This window comes from Agrobacterium leguminum (genome assembly GCF_005144435.2).
GTDB lineage: Bacteria > Pseudomonadota > Alphaproteobacteria > Rhizobiales > Rhizobiaceae > Agrobacterium > Agrobacterium leguminum.
Map to the genome: position 1 here is coordinate 2,181,768 of NZ_CP120212.1, position 16,360 is coordinate 2,198,127.

The 16,360-nt window shown below is 61.0% G+C and carries 16 protein-coding genes; 11 read left to right on the top strand and 5 right to left on the bottom strand.

Going from position 1 to position 16,360, the window contains the following annotated elements; translation table 11 throughout:
• Positions 1 to 87: 87 nt before the first annotated feature.
• Positions 88 to 2,259, top strand: a complete 2,172-nt coding sequence (gene katG / locus CFBP4996_RS24490; protein WP_080853469.1) for a catalase/peroxidase HPI — start codon at positions 88 to 90, stop codon at positions 2,257 to 2,259.
• A gap of 108 nt (positions 2,260 to 2,367) precedes the next feature.
• On the opposite strand, the gene CFBP4996_RS24495 is transcribed toward katG, so the two are convergent.
• Positions 2,368 to 2,544: a hypothetical protein gene (locus tag CFBP4996_RS24495; RefSeq protein ID WP_080853468.1), complete on the bottom strand. Its 177-nt coding sequence runs from the start codon at positions 2,542 to 2,544 to the stop codon at positions 2,368 to 2,370.
• Between the two features lie 215 nt (positions 2,545 to 2,759).
• Here CFBP4996_RS24495 and CFBP4996_RS24500 point away from each other — a divergent pair, with 215 nt between their 5' ends.
• A complete protein-coding gene (locus tag CFBP4996_RS24500; RefSeq protein ID WP_205529281.1) occupies positions 2,760 to 3,653 on the top strand; it encodes a helix-turn-helix domain-containing protein in 894 nt (297 codons plus the stop codon).
• Positions 3,654 to 3,848: 195 nt separating this feature from the next.
• Here the strand turns inward: CFBP4996_RS24500 and CFBP4996_RS24505 are convergent, their stop codons facing one another.
• The gene (locus tag CFBP4996_RS24505) at positions 3,849 to 5,969 is read right to left on the bottom strand and encodes a TonB-dependent siderophore receptor (RefSeq protein ID WP_080853466.1); all 2,121 of its coding nucleotides are present in this window, start codon (positions 5,967 to 5,969) and stop codon (positions 3,849 to 3,851) included.
• A 221-nt stretch (positions 5,970 to 6,190) separates the two neighbouring features.
• On the opposite strand from CFBP4996_RS24505, the gene CFBP4996_RS24510 reads away from it, so the two are divergent.
• From CFBP4996_RS24510 to CFBP4996_RS24525, 4 genes are read left to right on the top strand one after another with little or no spacing between them, the layout of a single operon-like run.
• Positions 6,191 to 7,201 (top strand): iron-siderophore ABC transporter substrate-binding protein, encoded by a 1,011-nt coding sequence (locus CFBP4996_RS24510; RefSeq protein ID WP_080853465.1) that lies wholly within the window; start codon positions 6,191 to 6,193, stop codon positions 7,199 to 7,201.
• Positions 7,198 to 8,241, top strand: a complete 1,044-nt coding sequence (locus CFBP4996_RS24515; RefSeq protein WP_080853464.1) for a FecCD family ABC transporter permease — start codon at positions 7,198 to 7,200, stop codon at positions 8,239 to 8,241. The genes CFBP4996_RS24510 and CFBP4996_RS24515 overlap by 4 nt, the downstream gene beginning before the upstream one ends.
• Positions 8,238 to 9,278: a FecCD family ABC transporter permease gene (locus CFBP4996_RS24520; RefSeq protein WP_080853463.1), complete on the top strand. Its 1,041-nt coding sequence runs from the start codon at positions 8,238 to 8,240 to the stop codon at positions 9,276 to 9,278. The genes CFBP4996_RS24515 and CFBP4996_RS24520 overlap by 4 nt, the downstream gene beginning before the upstream one ends.
• Positions 9,275 to 10,090 (top strand): ABC transporter ATP-binding protein, encoded by an 816-nt coding sequence (locus CFBP4996_RS24525; RefSeq protein WP_080853462.1) that lies wholly within the window; start codon positions 9,275 to 9,277, stop codon positions 10,088 to 10,090. Before CFBP4996_RS24520 ends, CFBP4996_RS24525 begins: the two co-directional genes overlap by 4 nt.
• Here the strand turns inward: CFBP4996_RS24525 and CFBP4996_RS24530 are convergent, their stop codons facing one another.
• The 3 genes from CFBP4996_RS24530 to CFBP4996_RS24540 all read right to left on the bottom strand — a co-directional run bounded on the left by CFBP4996_RS24530 (position 10,091) and on the right by CFBP4996_RS24540 (position 11,710).
• The gene (locus tag CFBP4996_RS24530; RefSeq protein WP_003521755.1) at positions 10,091 to 10,381 is read right to left on the bottom strand and encodes an addiction module antidote protein; all 291 of its coding nucleotides are present in this window, start codon (positions 10,379 to 10,381) and stop codon (positions 10,091 to 10,093) included.
• On the bottom strand, positions 10,374 to 10,676 hold the full coding sequence (locus CFBP4996_RS24535) for a type II toxin-antitoxin system RelE/ParE family toxin (protein ID WP_080853461.1): 303 nt from the start codon (positions 10,674 to 10,676) through the stop codon (positions 10,374 to 10,376). The genes CFBP4996_RS24530 and CFBP4996_RS24535 overlap by 8 nt, the downstream gene beginning before the upstream one ends.
• 161 nt (positions 10,677 to 10,837) lie before the next feature.
• On the bottom strand, positions 10,838 to 11,710 hold the full coding sequence (locus tag CFBP4996_RS24540) for a helix-turn-helix transcriptional regulator (protein ID WP_080853460.1): 873 nt from the start codon (positions 11,708 to 11,710) through the stop codon (positions 10,838 to 10,840).
• A 134-nt stretch (positions 11,711 to 11,844) separates the two neighbouring features.
• Here CFBP4996_RS24540 and CFBP4996_RS24545 point away from each other — a divergent pair, with 134 nt between their 5' ends.
• The 5 genes from CFBP4996_RS24545 to CFBP4996_RS24565 are packed head-to-tail and all read left to right on the top strand — an operon-like array spanning position 11,845 to position 16,347.
• Positions 11,845 to 13,059 carry an amino acid ABC transporter substrate-binding protein gene (locus CFBP4996_RS24545; RefSeq protein ID WP_080853459.1) on the top strand — a complete coding sequence of 405 codons (1,215 nt, stop codon included), beginning with the start codon at positions 11,845 to 11,847 and terminating at the stop codon, positions 13,057 to 13,059.
• 46 nt (positions 13,060 to 13,105) lie between these two features.
• Entirely contained in the window at positions 13,106 to 14,002 is an 897-nt protein-coding gene (locus CFBP4996_RS24550) for a branched-chain amino acid ABC transporter permease (RefSeq protein ID WP_424243866.1), read from the top strand.
• Positions 13,999 to 14,907: a branched-chain amino acid ABC transporter permease gene (locus CFBP4996_RS24555; RefSeq protein WP_003521750.1), complete on the top strand. Its 909-nt coding sequence runs from the start codon at positions 13,999 to 14,001 to the stop codon at positions 14,905 to 14,907. Before CFBP4996_RS24550 ends, CFBP4996_RS24555 begins: the two co-directional genes overlap by 4 nt.
• Entirely contained in the window at positions 14,904 to 15,632 is a 729-nt protein-coding gene (locus CFBP4996_RS24560) for an ABC transporter ATP-binding protein (RefSeq protein WP_080853457.1), read from the top strand. Before CFBP4996_RS24555 ends, CFBP4996_RS24560 begins: the two co-directional genes overlap by 4 nt.
• Complete coding sequence (locus CFBP4996_RS24565) at positions 15,625 to 16,347, top strand: ABC transporter ATP-binding protein (RefSeq protein ID WP_080853456.1); 723 nt, start codon at positions 15,625 to 15,627, stop codon at positions 16,345 to 16,347. The genes CFBP4996_RS24560 and CFBP4996_RS24565 overlap by 8 nt, the downstream gene beginning before the upstream one ends.
• The last annotated feature ends 13 nt before the right edge of the window (positions 16,348 to 16,360 follow it).

Consider the following 16,360-nt stretch of genomic DNA (forward strand, 5'->3'; position numbering starts at 1 on the left):
CCCATGACCTGCCGCTGGCTCTGGCTCTCACGCTGCACATGTCGAATTGATTATTTCGTTTAATTGCTAAACCCATCGGAGGGCGAAATGGACGCAACTTCAAAACCGGCTGGCAAGTGTCCTGTCATGCATGGAGGCAACACGGCCTCGGGTAAATCGGTGACCGAATGGTGGCCGAATGCGCTGAACCTCGACATCCTGCACCAGCACGACACCAAGACCAATCCGCTCGGCACCTCCTTCAACTATCGCGAAGCACTGAAGACGCTCGATGTCGAAGCGTTGAAGGCCGATCTGCGCGCGTTGATGACCGACAGCCAGGAATGGTGGCCGGCGGACTGGGGTAGCTATGTGGGCATGATGGCCCGCGTTACCTGGCATGCGGCGGGTTCCTACCGTGTGACTGACGGTCGCGGCGGCGCCAACACCGGCAACCAGCGTTTTGCCCCGCTCAATTCCTGGCCGGATAACGTAAACACCGACAAGGGCCGCCGCCTGCTGTGGCCGATCAAGAAGAAATACGGCAACAAGATTTCCTGGGCAGACCTGATCGCGCTCGCCGGCACCATCGCCTATGACGTCGCTGGTCTGAAGACCTTCGGCTTCGCCTTTGGCCGCGAAGACATCTGGGCTCCGGAAAAGGACACCTATTGGGGTGACGAAAAGGAATGGCTGGCGCCGAGCGACGGCCGTTACGGCGATGTGACCAAGCCGGCGACGCTGGAAAATCCGCTTGCCGCCGTGCAGATGGGCCTCATCTACGTCAACCCGGAAGGCGTGAACGGCAAGTCCGATCCGCTGGCGACAGCGGCGCAGATGCGCGAAACCTTTGCCCGCATGGGCATGGATGACGAAGAAACCGTGGCGCTGACCGCCGGCGGCCACACTATCGGCAAGTCGCACGGCAATGGCAGCGCCGCAAACCTCAGCCCCGATCCGGAAGCCGCAGGCCCGGAATATCAGGGTCTTGGCTGGATCAACACCAAGGGCCGCGGTATCGGTCGCGACACCGTGGTATCCGGCATCGAAGGCGCGTGGACGAGCGAGCCGACCAAGTGGGACAACGGCTTCTTCAAAATGCTGTTCAAGCATGAGTGGACTTTGACCCACAGCCCCGCCGGTGCATCGCAATGGGCGCCGATCACCATCGCCGAGGAAGACAAGCCTGTCGACGTCGAGGATGCCTCGATCCGCACCATCCCGATGATGACCGATGCCGACATGGCCCTGAAGGTCGACCCGATCTACCGCGAGATTTCGCTGAAGTTCAAGGACGATCAGGACCATTTCTCCGAGGTCTTCGCCCGTGCATGGTTCAAGCTGACCCACCGCGACATGGGGCCGAAGTCCCGTTACATCGGCCCGGACGTTCCGGCTGAAGACCTGATCTGGCAGGATCCCATCCCCGCAGGCTCCACCAGCTACGATGTCGCTGCCGTCAAGGCGAAGATCGCGGCTTCTGGCCTTTCCGTTGCCGATCTGGTCTCGACCGCCTGGGACAGCGCCCGCACCTTCCGCGGTTCGGACAAGCGCGGCGGCGCCAATGGCGCACGCATCCGCCTTGCACCGCAGAAGGACTGGGAAGGCAACGAGCCCGCCCGCCTTTCCCGCGTGCTCTCGGTTCTGGAACCGATTGCCCGTGAAACCGGCGCGAGCATCGCGGATGTGATCGTTCTGGCCGGCAATTACGGTGTGGAACAGGCGGCGAAAGCGGCCGGCTTCGACATTGCCGTGCCTTTTGCTGCCGGCCGTGGCGATGCTTCCGCCGAACAGACGGATGCCGACAGCTTTGCCCCGCTGGAGCCGCTGGCGGATGGTTTCCGCAACTGGGTCAAGAAGGACTATGTCGTCAGCCCCGAAGAACTGCTTCTGGACCGCGCCCAGCTTCTCGGCCTGACTGCGCCGGAACTGACAGTGCTGATCGGTGGCCTGCGCGTCATCGGCGCCAATTATGCCGGTACGGCGCATGGCGTGTTTACCGACAAGCCCGGCGCGCTGACGACGGACTTCTTCACGACGCTGACGGACATGGCCTATTCCTGGGTTCCGACCGGCAATAATCTCTATGAGATTCGTGACCGCAAGACCGGGGCAGCCAAGTACACGGCGACCCGCGTGGACCTCGTCATCGGTTCGAACTCCATCCTGCGCGCCTATGCGGAAGTTTATGCGCAGGACGACAGCAGGGAGAAATTCGTGCGTGATTTCGTCGCCGCCTGGACGAAGGTGATGAACGCCGACCGTTTTGACCTTCTGTAAGCAAAGGCCGACTGTTTAATGATGATGCACCTCCCTGAGCGATCGGGGAGGTGTTTTTTCTATCTGTAGCTTGGCGGGGACGCATCAGCGACCGCTCGATCCGGGATGTTATCGCCGGTCAGAAGCCGCAACCGGTTTGCCGGATAAAGATTTTTCCGCCTTTGCCGAGGGAGCTTTGCCGCTCTTTTCGTTTTCGTGCGCATCCGGCCCGGCCACGATGACGCCGCGGCCCTTCTCTTCGCGTTTCTTGTCCGCGAAGTTGCCCGGTTCCTTTTTGCTGTCCATTGATAATCTCCCGTGTTGCGTTTCTGTCAGGAGTTCAACGGGCGTTTCGCTCAGAGGTTCCAGAGCCGTCGCGTCAGCGAATGTTTCTCTTTATAACGATCTTTGCTATTAACATGAATTGATAAGTCATGTTATTGGGGCAGAGCGCGATGACTGGCGCGGCGCGCGTTTTTCCATACGCTCACCCCAGACCCGACAACCGGACGGTACCCGCATTGAGTTTCTGGCATTCCATGACCTGGCACACGGAAGGGATCAGCGTCACTGCGCCGGTGAAGTGGCGCCAGTTCGACGGGCTGGTCAGTGCTTTCTGGGAAGCGGAAAGCCAGATGGGAGCCAAGGGTTATTATCTGGCCGCTGATCCGCGCATCATGATCTTTTTCAACGATGTCTCCTCGCGCATCAGCATGTCCAACCGCAATGGCGAATTCACCAACCACTCGCGGCCGATGACACGGGCGGTTTATGTGCCGGCCGGCGTACCGATGTGGACGAGCAGCAGCGCCACGCACCGGTTCTCGCATCTCAACCTGCATATTCACAAGGATCGCCTGCTCCGTTTCCTGTCGCCCTCGGTCGGCAGTTCGGCGGCGATGACGGCGCTGCGCCGTCCGGTCGAGATACAGGACATCGGTTCGGTGGAAACTCTTGCCGGCCTGCTTGTCGATGAGCTGGCTGAACCCTCGAAACATGCGGTCTATGCGGAAAGCCTCGTCGGCAGCATCGTTGCCGGCCTGCTGGATATTCCCGGCCCTTCGCCGGAGCAGGCCAATGGCAGGCTGACGCAGGCGCAGTTGAACAGGCTTCTTGCTCAGGTCGAAAAGCGTGGCGATGACCGTATGACGGTTGCCGAGATGGCCGATATTGTCGGGCTTTCGGAAAGCTGGTTCGCCACCGTATTTCGCCAGACCACCGGCAAGACGCCGCTGCAATGGCAATTGGAGCGGCGCATCAATGCCGCCCAGAAACTTCTGCTGGAAGGCGATCTGACGGTGGCCGATATCGCCGCCCAGCTCGGCTTTTCCGATCAGGCCCATCTGACCAAGGCTTTCCGCCAGTCCGTGGGAAACACACCCGCCGCCTGGCGACGGCTGCACAGGCTGCTTTGAAGCTGGGTGAGGTCGATGCGCAGTGTTTTGGTGAGGCGCGCAAACCTCACCTTTCGTCATCCTCGGGCTTGTCCCGAGGATCTGCGACCTTCAGACTTGATGAGACGTGGTTAGATCCTCGGGACGAGCCCGAGGATGATGTTGTGTATTAGGGAAATTATGCAATATATTGAAAAATATTGCTAATATCGATTTTCACCATGTCTTTCGCAAAGTCACGGAAAACGCCCGGCCGGGATTGTAAAAGTCAGCGCCGAACCCGCCATAAGAGACGTGTTTTTCGTTGAAGATGTTGGAAACATTGACGTCCAGCGAGGCGGTTTCCTGAATCTTGTAGCTGAATGCTGCATCCACGGTCACACTGCTTCCGGTTTCGACCTTGTTGGCATTGTCGAAATAATAAGCGCCGGTATAGCGGCCGCCGAGACCGAAGGTCATGTCGCCGAAATGGTCGTTGCCCGCAAGTGTGTAGTTGACCCACAATGAGGCCTGATGCTCGGGCACGAATTGCGGCCGGTTGCCGACATTGCCGCCGGTGCCGTTTTCAGTGATTTCCGCGTCGAGATAGGAATAGGCCGCCGTCAGGCTGAGATTGTCGGTCACTTCCGCCTTGGCTTCGAGATCGAGACCGCGCACGCGCACCTCGCCGATGGTCGTGGGCAGGCTGGTAATCGGGCTGGTGACGGTGATGTTGTTCTTCTTCAGATCGTAGATCGAGGCGGTGAACAGGGCCGGGAAAGCGTCCGGACGATATTTCACGCCGAGTTCGATCTGTTCGCCGCGTTCGGGCTCCACCGTCAGACCAGATGCCGGCACCACCGATTCGGCGTAGCTGATATAAGGCGCGATCTCGTTGGTGATCTTGTAGGACACGCCGATACGCTTGGTCAGTTCGCTGATGTCGCCGCTCGCCGAGGTGCCGCGCAGGCGGTTGGTCTGCTCGGTGTCGATCCAGTCGTTGCGCAGGCCGGCGCTGACGATCAGCCGGTCGAAGAAGGTGAAGTCCTGCTGGAGATAGATCGCCTTTGTCTTCTGGTCCGTCAGGGAGTCGGCATAGAGCGGCACTGAAGCGGGTGCGCCGGTATAGACCGGGTTCATCCAGTTGATGCTCGGCGCGGCGCCGAAGTAGCTTTTGCTGCCGGAGGTGTAGTCGTTATAAAAGACGCCGACGAGGCTGCGGCTTTCGACATTTTCAAACCGCGTATCGTATTGCAGGCGCGTGTCGATCAGGAAGTTTTCGGTCTCGGTGTCGTTGCCGAAATAGGACCGGTTGGCGATTGTCGAACCGTTGGTCGGCGTGGACGAGATATAGGCGTAACCGAAGTCCGTATTCGCCTTGCTGTAGCGGGCGTTGGAACTCAGCGTCAGGCCGGAGCCGAAATCGTGGTCGAACATCACGCTCAGCGAATTGCGGTTTGTGCCGCGATAATTGTAGTCCGGTTCGCCGAAGAAACGGCTCCGGTCGAAATGCGAGCCGACGGGATGGCCGCCGCCGCCCGGAACGCCATCCTTGTTGAGGTGGTCGTAAACCACGGTGAGGCTGGTGACGTCCGTGGGACGCCATGTCAGGCCGCCCATGAAGAATTTCTCGTCGTCGCGGGAATAATCATATTCCGCATCGGCATTTCTGAGCTTGCCGGTCAGTCGGTAGGACAGCGTGTCGTCGCTGGTGATGTTGTCACCAAAGTCGAAGCCGGTTTCGGCGCGGCCATAGGAGCCGCCGGTGACATAGGCTTCACCGAAACGGGTGCGTTTCGGCACTTTTGTGGAATAATTCACCGAGCCGCCGGGATCCGAAACGCCAAAGGTGGTGGAATTGCCGCCCTTCAGCACTTCCACACGCTCATAGGCATAGGTTTCCTCGCGCAGCGCGCCGAAGGGACGGCCAAGCGTCAACCCGTCGCGATAAGTATAGGCGTCGAAACCGCGAATCTTGAAATAGTCGAACCGGTCGTCGGAGCCGTAAAAATCCGTGGTCACACCGGCGGTATATTGCAGCGCTTCTTCCACGCTCTGCACGCCGCGCTGCTGCATTTCCTTGGCGGTGATGACGGAAACGGAGGCAGGTGTGTCGAGAATATCGGTCGCCATCTTGCTGCCGCTCGTCGTGCGGGTGGCGACGATGGACTTCTGGTCATTGTCACCGCTTTCAATGGTGATCCGTTCCAGAACCGTGCTGCTGTTCGTGTTGGCAGCTTCCTGCGCCAGCAAGGTGCCGGGCAGGGTGGCGACAAGCGCCGTGCAGGCAAGCAGCGCCGCATCCTGATAACGACGTCGCGCGGTTTTGCGGTGTCTGCCTTCGGTTTCGATATTCATTGGTATGTTCCAGAAGTTGATGCCCCGATCGCCGCTTCCACGGCCCACTCTCGAAGCGCCCAATAACTTGAGAAAGTTTGTCCGGTATTGTAACTTTTTGCGGTTTTGTACAAAACCCCGGAAATTTCACCGCTGTTGCGACGGCATTTCTTGCCTGGGCTTGACGGAGGCAATTGAAGCTGAGAGTTCAAGTCCACTTTTGAATTTCTGAGAGCTCGCCAATGCTTCGCCCGTTCCGCTGCCTCATGCCGGTATTTGTGCTTTTCCTGTCGCTGATCGCGCCGAATATGGCCTCGGCGGAGGAGACGACAAGCTATCCCATCGTCATCAAACATGCTTTCGGCACGACCACGATTGCGAAGAAACCGCAGCGGGTCGCGACTGTCGCCTGGGCCAACCATGAGGTGCCGCTGGCGCTCGGCATCGTGCCCGTCGGTTTTGCGGCGGCCAATTTCGGCGATGATGACGGCGATGGCCTGCTGCCATGGGTGGCAAAGCGGCTCACCGAACTCAACGCGGCAAAGCCGGTGCTGTTCGACGAGGGTGACGGCATCGATTTCGAGGCCGTGGCGGCGACGCAGCCGGATGTCATCCTTGCCGCCTATTCAGGCCTCAGCCAGTCCGACTACGATACGCTGAGCCAGATCGCCCCTGTCGTCGCCTATCCCGTTTCTCCCTGGGCGACGGACTGGCGCGAGATGATCCGGCTGAACAGCGCCGGCCTTGGCATGGTTGCGGAAGGTGAGGCGCTCATCAAACGCATCGAGGGCGAGATTGCGCAGGTCGTTGCCGGCCATCCGCAGCTGAAGGGCAAGTCGGCCATGTTCGTCACCCATCTCGATGCCACCAATCTCAGCGTCGTCAATTTCTATACGGCCAATGACACCAGGGTGAAGTTCTTCGCCGATCTTGGACTTGCCTCGCCGAAAAGCGTCGTGGAAGCGACGAAGCCGGGGCAATTCGCCGCCGGCGTCAGCGCCGAGCGTGTGGATGCCTTCGACGATGTCGATATCGTCGTGACCTATGGCAGTGAGGCGCTGCTGAACGCCATGCGGGCCGACCCGCTTCTCGCCCGCATGCCGGCCGTTGCCAACGATGCCATCGTCATGCTGGGCCGCGACCCGCTCGGCACCGCCTCCAATCCCACGCCGCTGTCGATTTCGTGGGTGCTGAAGGACTATGCCGATCTTCTGGCAAAGGCTGCCGACAAATCCTCCGGTAAATCGCAGTGACAACGTCTGGACCCGGCAAAGCGACGGCCGTGCTGCTCGCCGGCCGCTCCAACCGCGTGCGAACGGCATGGCTCGGCGCGGTGCTGGCGCTTCTCGCGCTGCTTTGTGCGCTGTCCGTCGCCATCGGCACGCGTGACGTCTCTTTTGCGGATATTGTTAGTGGGCTCAGCGGCCGCGTCGAGACGGTTGCAGAGGCGGCCGTCGCGGTGCGCCTGCCGCGCACGCTGCTTGCGCTGCTTTCCGGTGCCGCACTCGGGCTGGCCGGGGCCATCATGCAGGGTGTCACCCGCAATCCGCTTGCCGATCCCGGCATTCTCGGTGTGAACATGGGGGCGTCGCTTGCCGTCGTCATCGGTATCGTCTGGTTCGGCATCGCCTCGGCTCAGGCCTTCATCATGGTCGCAATTGCCGGGGCGGGAGTATCAGCGGTTTTCGTTTATGTTGTCGGCTCGCTCGGCCGAGGCGGGGCGACCCCGCTGAAACTCGCACTTGCGGGTGCCGCCACCTCCGTCGCCTTTTCCTCACTCGTCATCGCCGTCGTTCTGCCGCGCAGCGATATTGCCGGCGGCATCCGCTCCTGGCAGATCGGCGGCGTCGGCGGGGCGACTTTCGAGCGCATCGAGACCGTGCTGCCCTTTCTGACCGCCGGCTTCATCGTCAGCCTGCTTTCGGCGCGCAAGCTCAATTCTCTGGAGCTCGGAGACGAACTCGCCGCCGGGCTTGGCGAGAATGTTACGGTGGCCAGAGCCGTGGCCTCCTTCGGCGCCATTCTGCTCTGCGGTGCAGCCACCGCCATTTGCGGGCCGATCGGTTTTGTCGGGCTGGTGGTGCCGCATCTCTGCCGCCTGCTCGTCGGTGTGGACAATCGCTGGCTGCTGCCGTTCTCGGCGCTTGGCGGGGCGTGCCTGCTGCTTGCCGCCGATATTGTCGGGCGCATCGTGGCGCGGCCGTCGGAACTCGATGTCGGCATCGTCACCGCCCTTGTCGGCGCGCCTTTCTTCATCTGGATTGTCAGACGCCAGAGGGTGCGCGAATTGTGACCATATACGCTCCCGTCATTGAAAATCTCGTATTCAATCGCCATGCCCGCCAGCGCCGACGTCGCCTTGTCATCGCTGCCCTGTCGGCGCTTCTGATTGCCGCTTTTGCAACAACGCTGATGCTCGGGCAATCCTTCACGCCGCCCGCCGATGTCATTCGGGTTCTGCTGGGGGAGGACATTGCCGGCGTAACCTTCACCGTCGGGCAGTTGCGCCTGCCGCGCGCGCTGCTTTCAATTCTGGCAGGCCTGAGCTTCGGACTTGGCGGCGTCGCCTTCCAGATCATGCTGCGCAACCCGCTCGCCAGCCCTGACATTATCGGCATCAGTTCAGGGGCGAGCGCTGCGGCCGTTTTCGCCATCGTCGTCCTGCAGATGAACGGGCCGCTGGTCTCGGTCTTCGCCGTCGTGGCCGGTCTTGGCGTTGCGCTTCTCGTCTATCTCCTGTCCTTCCGCAACGGCGTGGCTGGAACCCGGCTGATCCTCGTCGGCATCGGCGTTTCAGCGATGCTGGAAAGCTTCATCGCCTATATTCTCTCCGTCGCGCCGGCATGGACGCTGCAGGAGGCGATGCGCTGGCTGACCGGCAGCGTCAACGGCGCGAAAATCGCGCAGTTGCTGCCGCTCCTCATCGCGCTCATCCTTTTCGGCGGGCTGCTCCTCAGCCGTGCGCGTGATCTGGAAGCGTTGAGACTGGGTGACGACGCCGCAGCAGCGCTTGGTGTGAGGGTGGGGCGAACGCGCATCATCGTCATCATCGCCGCCGTGGGCATGATCGCCTTTGCAACGGCGGTCTCGGGTCCCATCGCGTTTGTCGCTTTCCTCTCCGGGCCGATTGCGGCGCGCATCGTCGGCAACAACGGCTCGCTGCTCCTTCCTGCGGCGCTGGTTGGGGCGGCGCTGGTGCTGGTGGGCGATTATTGCGGTCAGTTCCTGTTGCCGGGCCGTTATCCGGTCGGCGTCGTTACCGGCGCGCTCGGTGCGCCCTATCTGATTTACCTTATCGTGCGGGTCAACCGCAGCGGAGGCTCGTTATGACCGGCCACTCCCTTTCCGTGAACGGCCTGTCGGCCGGCTACGGCGAAAACCTCATCATCGACGGGCTGGATCTCACCGTTCCGCGCGGGAAGATCACCGTCATCGTCGGCGCCAATGCCTGCGGCAAGTCCACTCTGCTGCGCAGCATGTCGCGGCTCATTGCGCCGCGCGCTGGTCAGGTTCTGCTCGATGGAAAATCGATCCATCGTCTTGCCTCGCGCGACCTCGCACGGCGCATGGGCCTTTTGCCGCAATCGCCGATAGCGCCGGAGGGCATCGTGGTTGCCGATCTCGTCAGCCGTGGCCGCCACCCGCATCATGGCCTGTTCGCCCGCTGGTCGCGACAGGACGACGAGGCCGTCGCCGCAGCCCTTGTCGCCACCGATACGGTGGAACTGGCCGAGCGGCCGGTGGACGAGCTTTCTGGCGGCCAGCGGCAACGCGTCTGGATCGCCATGGCGCTCGCCCAGCAGACAGACATATTGCTGCTGGATGAACCGACCACCTTCCTCGATATCAGCCACCAGGTCGAGGTGCTGGACCTTCTCACCGACCTCAACCACGCCCGGGAGACCACCATCGTCATGGTGCTGCACGACCTCAATCTTGCAGCCCGTTATGCCGATCATCTTGTCGCCATAAGGGACGGGAATCTGCATGTCTTCGGCACGCCGGAGGAAGTATTGACGGAGGAGAATGTCCGCCACGTCTTCGGCATCGAAAGCCGGGTCATCAAGGATCCGACCTCTGGCAAGCCGATGATGCTGCCGATCGGGCGGCATCGAACGGTGGCTGATGACGTCAGGCGCTGATCATGCCGCCTTGTGTTTGCTGGTGAGCTGAAAGCCCAGGGAGTTGAGGACGGCTATCGTTGTTTCTAACGTCGGATTCCCAGCCTCGCTGAGCGATTTGTAAAGATGCTCTCTGGCAAGTCCGGTTTCACGCGCTACCTGCGTCATACCCTTTGCGCGCGCGATAACACCAAGCGCATTTGCGATGTATGCCGCATCATTGGTTGCGAACGCATCCTCCAGAAACACCTCAATGGCTTCATCGCTCTTGAGGTGTTCGGCGGGATCAAAGTTCGTAAACTTCTCAATCATCGTCATCGCTCCATTGCGCCGCAATCTGCTTCGCGGCTTTGATGTCCTTCTCCTGCGTACTCTTGTCTCCGCCACAGAGCAGAACAATAACGACATCGCCCGACCTGACGAAATAGATCCGATAGCCCGGTCCGTAATGGATGCGCAATTCGCTGACGCCCTCACCAACGGGAGCGACATCGCCTGCATGACCAAAGGAAAGTCTGTTCAGTCGCGACGTAATCAGAGCCTTGCCCCGTTCATCCTTTAACTTCCCAAACCATTTTTGAAATGTCGCCGATTGCTTTAGCTGCATTGTAATTCAAACTGTAATTTATAAGTTACAAAATGTGAAGTTGAAATATTGAAAACCGAAATCGGGTAAGTGAAGGATGCTGCCAGTCAGGCCGCACAAGAAGGCGGCCGGACTGTAATAATAGCGATAGGCCATGGACGTTACATCCTTATGCCAAGCCGTCACGGCCAGGCCGCATAGGATGGCGATGGCACGTTCTGCATTCGCGTTGCCGTTCTCCTGAACCGGCCGGGAGACGTGCCCTCGTTGCGGGTGAAGAAGCGATTGAAATAGCCGGGGTCCTGAAATCCCAATCGGAATGCGATTTCAGCTACTTGCAGCGATGAGTTCAGAAGAAGATCGCGCGCTTCGGACAGCAGTTCGCGATGAATATAGGCCTGCGGCGAAAGCCCCGTCGCCTTGCGCACCGCAAATCCAAGACGTTCGCGGTTGACGCCGAGTTGCCTCGCATAGTCTTCCACACCCCATTGATCGCGTTTGTGCTGGCTGACCAGTAGCACGAAACGCTCGGTGAGGCTGCCGGGCGTGGAGACGGCTGCGGCAATATCGGCGATGGCGTGCTGGCAGATGCGGATGAGGGTGACGGAGAGCAGGCTGGCGACGATCGTGTCCGAACCGGTTGTCGCGCGGACATTTTCGCTGGCGATGGTCTCGAGATAACCCGCCAGCTCTTGCCGGTCCTTCTCCGCCGGCGCCTGCGTCAGAACACGTTGCAATATATTGCGCACGGCGCTTGCGCTCGTGCCGGTGGGCATGGCATGGGCAAGCCCGATTTCCGTCGTCCTCAGCAGCGATCCACGGCTTCCGGCAGTCAGCCGCAGGCGGCCAGTGGGGCCGATGGGCAGCCAGACAAGCCCCGGTGCCGGGACAGGCAGCGACTTTTCACCCTGTATGATCTCCGCTTCCCCGGCGGAAAGGAGAAGCAGATGGGCGCTATCCGATTCCAGCCGGAATTCGGATATGCGCAGCGTCGAGGCGAGGGTGCGCGCCGTGATCTCCACGCGATTGCCGGCAATCTGGCTGTGCAGCGGCATTCGGCCTCCAAAAGTACAATAATGCGCTACATTAGTGCATTTTATATGCGGCTGTCATTGCTAAACTTTGATCAGCGCAGGGGAAAGCCTTGAGGAGAACGGCAACCCCGATAAGGCGCTTTGGGAGGAACATCATGAATAATCTGAAGCGCAGAACGCTGTTCTGCCTGCTCTCCGGTGCTGCCCTGTCGGCGGTATCTTTCGGTCACGCCAATGCGCAGGACCGCACCTCGGTGAAGATCGGTTATGCCGTTTCCAAAAGCGGCGCCAATGCCACGGGTGCTGGCATCACCACCATTCCGAACTACAAATTATGGGTGAAGGAGGTCAACGATGCCGGCGGCCTCACCCTGCCGGATGGTAAGCGCCTGCCGGTGGAAGTGGTGGAATATGACGACCGCTCCTCGGCCGAGGATGCGGTGCGGTTCACCGAGCGTCTGGCCAGCCAGGACAAGGTCGATTTCATCCTGCCGCCCTGGGGCACGGGCTTCAATCTTGCCGTCGCGCCGCTTTACGACCGTTTCGGTTATCCACAGCTGGCTGTGACCGGCGTGACCGACAAGGCCCCCGATTTCGCGGCGCGCTGGAAAAAGAGCTTCTGGATGCTCGGCGGCGGCCATGACTACGCCAATGCGCTCGCCGACGTTTTGAAGGCTGCACGCGATGCCGGCCAGATCAACGACAAGGTCGCAGTGATTTCCGTGGCTGACGGTTTCGGCATCGATCTCATCAAGGCCGCGCGGCCGGCGCTGAAGGAAGCGGGTTTCACGCTTGCTTATGACAAGACCTATCCGGTCGGCACTTCGGATTTCGCAGCACTTGTGAACGAGGCGTCGGCGAGCGGTGCGGACAGCTTCATCGCCTTTTCCTATCCGCCCGACAGCTTCGCGGTGACGAAACAGGCGCAGACGGCCCGGTTTAACCCGAAGGTCCTTTATGTCGGCGTCGGCGGTGCTTTCCCGATCTTCCCGAAGGTCTCCGATGGCAAGCAGGAAGGTGTGATCAGCATCGGCGGTGTCGATGGCAGCAGCGACAAGATCGAGGACTATTTCAAGCGCCACGAAGCCTTCATCGGCGCCAAGCCGGACAGCTGGGCAAGCGCCATCACCTATGCGAGCCTCGAAATGCTGGCCCAGTCCGTGCAGCGCGTCGGTCTCGACAAGGCGGCGGTGGCAAATGAACTCTCGACGGGAAGCTTCGACACCGTCATCGGCCCGGTCAAGCTTGAAGACAACCAGCTTCGCCAGCTCTGGTGGGCGGGGCAATGGCAGGGTGACCGTTTTGTGGCGATTGCGCCCGCGGACCGTGCAGGTGCGGCCAAGCCGGTCGTTCCGAAGCCGCAATGGTGAACCTTTGCCGGCCGGGGCCGTAAACCCCGGCCGGAAGGCTTCGGCCATGTTCCATACTGGAGACATTCCCTTGTTTTTATCCACCCTCATCTTCGGCTTGATGCTGGGAGGGACCTATGCGCTGATCGCGCTTGGACTTTCGCTGCAATATGGCATCGCCCGCATCATGAACCTTGCCTATGGCGAAGTGCTGATTGCGGCTGCCTTCATCACCTTCGTGCTGTTTTCCAGCTATGGCCTGTCGCCGCTCTGGTCGCTTTTCATCATCGTGCCGCTCGGTTACGCCCTGTCTTTTGTGATCTACCGGGTCATGATGCGGCCGCTGGTGCGCCGTTCGGGCGGCTCCGACCGTCTGGAGGTCGATTCCATTCTGGCGACCTTCGGGCTGCTCTTCGTTATCCAGGGCATCATGCTCGTGGTGTTCGGCGGCAACTACCATTCCTATTCCTATCTCTCCGATGGCGTCGACATCTTCGGCACGACCGTGGCGCTCAACCGGCTCCTGTCCTTCGGCCTGTCGGTTGCGATTGGCGGCGGGCTTTATCTGGCGCTTACCCACAGCCGCTGGGGCCTCAACCTGCGGGCGGTGGCGCTGGCGCCACGATCCGCGCCGCTGGTCGGCATCGATGTGAACCGCGTGGCCTCAATCGGTTTTGCCCTTGGCGGCGCACTCGCCGTGGCCGGCGGGGTGATGATCTCGATGTACCAGACCTTTTCCGCCTCCTATGGCGTGGTCTTCACCATGAAGGCGCTTGTTGTCGTCATTATGGGCGGTGTCGGCAATCTGCTCGGCGCGCTGGTGGCCGGCCTGCTGCTCGGCCTCGTGGAAACCTTCGTGCTCGTTTATGTCGATCCCGGCCTCACGCTTGCCGCCACCTATCTGCTCTTTCTCGTGGTGCTGCTCTGGCGTCCGGAAGGCATCTTCGCAAGGAGGGGCAAATGATCCCGCTTCTCATCGGCCTTGCCGCAGCTGCGCTGCTGGCGCTTTCCCCTTTCTTCTTCGATGCCTATGGCGTCGGCGTCATCATCGGCCTTCTCGGTTATGCGACGCTCGCATCCGCCTGGGCGATGTTTTCCGGCCCGACCCGCTATATTTCGCTCGCCACCGTCGCTTTCTTCGGTGTCGGGGCCTATACGGTCGCGGTGCTGAGCGAGGTTTTGCCCTGGCCGCTGGTGCTCCTGTGCGCGGCCCTTGTCGGCGCGGCGCTGGCGCTTGTCGTCGGGCTTTCCACGCTGCGCGTCGCGGGCATTTATTTCGTGATCTTCTCCTTTGGCCTCGCCGAACTCATCCGCCAGCTCATCACCTGGTATGAGGTGAATGTGACCGGCACGCTCGGGCGCTATATCTTCCTGCCGCTGGAGCCGCAGCATGTGCTCTGGCAATTGCTGGCGCTCGCTGTCATCACGCTTCTGCTGGCAATCCTGATCGACCGTAGCAAGCTCGGACTGGCGTTGAAGGCAATCGGTGACGACGAGGTCGTGGCCGCCCATGCGGGCATTAATCTCGCCCGCACCAAGCTGACGCTCTTTGTGCTGTCTGCCACGATCATCACGCTTGTCGGCGCCATTCAGGCCCCGCGCTGGGTCTATATCGAGCCGGCTATCGTCTTTAATCCGCAGGTCTCGTTCCTCACCGTCATCATGGCCCTGCTTGGCGGAGCCACGCGCCGCTGGGGACCCATTCTCGGTGCGGTGCCGCTGTTCCTGCTGTTCGAATGGCTGGGCGCCAACTTCCCCAACCATTTTTCCATCATTCTCGGCGCTCTCTTCATCCTCATCGTCTTCGTGCTGCCGGATGGCGTGCTGGCGGCGCTGGAGAAGTTGCGCAAAAAGGAGAAAGCCGCATGAGCGCCGTTCTCGAAATCACCGATATCCGCAAGACCTTCGGCGGGCTGAAGGCCGTGGATGGGCTTGGTCTCACCATCGAGGCCGGCGAGGTCGTCGGGCTGCTCGGGCCGAACGGTTCCGGCAAGACGACGCTGATGAACCTGATCTCCGGGGCCCTGAAGCCGACCGAAGGGTCGATACGGCTGAAAGGGCAGGAGATAGCGGGCCGGCGGCCGGATGTGATTGCACGCGCCGGCGTGGCGCGCACCTTCCAGCTCGTGCGGCTTTTGCCGTCGCTTTCCCTGCTTGAAAACGTTGCCGTATCGGCCATGTTCGGGCCACAACGCCTGTCCCGTCTCGACGCGGAGAAGGTCGCGCGCGCCTGCCTTGAAAGAATAGGCCTTGCCGGGCGGGAGACCCTACCGGCTGGCGATCTCACCTATATCGACCAGAAGCGGCTTGAACTGGCGCGTGCGCTGGCGGGCGAACCGAAGCTTCTGCTTCTCGACGAATGGCTCGCTGGCCTCAACCCCACGGAACTGCAGGAAGGAATAGCGCTGATCCGGCGGCTGGCATCGCAGGGTACGACGATCCTGCTGGTGGAACATATCATGGCCGCCGTGCGGGCGCTTTGCCCGCGCTCCGTGGTCATGGCGGCCGGTCGCAAGATCGCCGACGGGCCGACGGCAACGGTGCTTGATGATCCGCAGGTCATTTCCGCCTATCTGGGAGCGGCACATGCTTGAAATAGACGCACTGACAATCCGTTACGGCAAACATCTCGCGGTTGACGGCATATCGCTCAATGTCGCCAAAGGCGAAACGGTGGTGCTGCTTGGCGCCAATGGTGCTGGCAAGTCGTCGCTGCTGAAAGCGGTCGGCGGCATGGTGGCTCCCGCCTCCGGGGACGTGCGCGTCAACGGCGTGTCGCTTGCCGCTGTTCCCGCCCATCAGATCGTGGAGCGGGGCGTGGCGCTGGTGCCGGAGGGGCGCGGAATTTTCGCGGCGCTGGCGGTGGAGGACAATCTCCGTCTCGGGGCCAATCCCCGCCATGCCCGTTCAGCGGAGAAAGCGACAAGAGAGCATATTTTCTCGCTGTTTCCGCGCCTTGCCGAGAGGCGGCAGCAGCTTGCCGGCACCATGTCCGGCGGCGAACAGCAAATGGTCGCCATCGGGCGGGCGCTGATGTCGGCACCCGATTATCTGCTGCTGGATGAGCCGAGCCTTGGTCTTGCGCCCATCGTCACGCAGGAACTGTTTGCCGCCCTGGCGGAGATCAAGAAGAGCGGCCTTTCAATTCTGCTCGTGGAGCAGAATGTGCGCGAAAGCCTTGCGCTTGCCGATCGCGGTTATTTGCTGGAAGCAGGGCGGATTGTCGGGGCAGGCACGGCTGAGGCCCTGTCCGCCGATCCCGCCGTGCAACGGGCGTTTCTTGGCGGCACCACCGCCGCCATTGTCTGAATTCAGGAGGAAG

Coding starts and splice junctions, on each gene's coding strand:
- CFBP4996_RS24560 (WP_080853457.1), top strand. CDS start 14,904: ATGAGCGCCGTTCTCGAAATCACCGATATCCGCAAGACCTTCGGCGGG.
- CFBP4996_RS24495 (WP_080853468.1), bottom strand. CDS start 2,544: ATGGACAGCAAAAAGGAACCGGGCAACTTCGCGGACAAGAAACGCGAA.
- CFBP4996_RS24540 (WP_080853460.1), bottom strand. CDS start 11,710: ATGCCGCTGCACAGCCAGATTGCCGGCAATCGCGTGGAGATCACGGCG.
- CFBP4996_RS24550 (WP_424243866.1), top strand. CDS start 13,106: ATGTTCCATACTGGAGACATTCCCTTGTTTTTATCCACCCTCATCTTC.
- CFBP4996_RS24530 (WP_003521755.1), bottom strand. CDS start 10,381: ATGATTGAGAAGTTTACGAACTTTGATCCCGCCGAACACCTCAAGAGC.
- CFBP4996_RS24525 (WP_080853462.1), top strand. CDS start 9,275: ATGACCGGCCACTCCCTTTCCGTGAACGGCCTGTCGGCCGGCTACGGC.
- CFBP4996_RS24545 (WP_080853459.1), top strand. CDS start 11,845: ATGAATAATCTGAAGCGCAGAACGCTGTTCTGCCTGCTCTCCGGTGCT.
- CFBP4996_RS24555 (WP_003521750.1), top strand. CDS start 13,999: ATGATCCCGCTTCTCATCGGCCTTGCCGCAGCTGCGCTGCTGGCGCTT.
- CFBP4996_RS24505 (WP_080853466.1), bottom strand. CDS start 5,969: ATGAATATCGAAACCGAAGGCAGACACCGCAAAACCGCGCGACGTCGT.
- CFBP4996_RS24535 (WP_080853461.1), bottom strand. CDS start 10,676: ATGCAGCTAAAGCAATCGGCGACATTTCAAAAATGGTTTGGGAAGTTA.
- CFBP4996_RS24565 (WP_080853456.1), top strand. CDS start 15,625: ATGCTTGAAATAGACGCACTGACAATCCGTTACGGCAAACATCTCGCG.
- katG (WP_080853469.1), top strand. CDS start 88: ATGGACGCAACTTCAAAACCGGCTGGCAAGTGTCCTGTCATGCATGGA.
- CFBP4996_RS24510 (WP_080853465.1), top strand. CDS start 6,191: ATGCTTCGCCCGTTCCGCTGCCTCATGCCGGTATTTGTGCTTTTCCTG.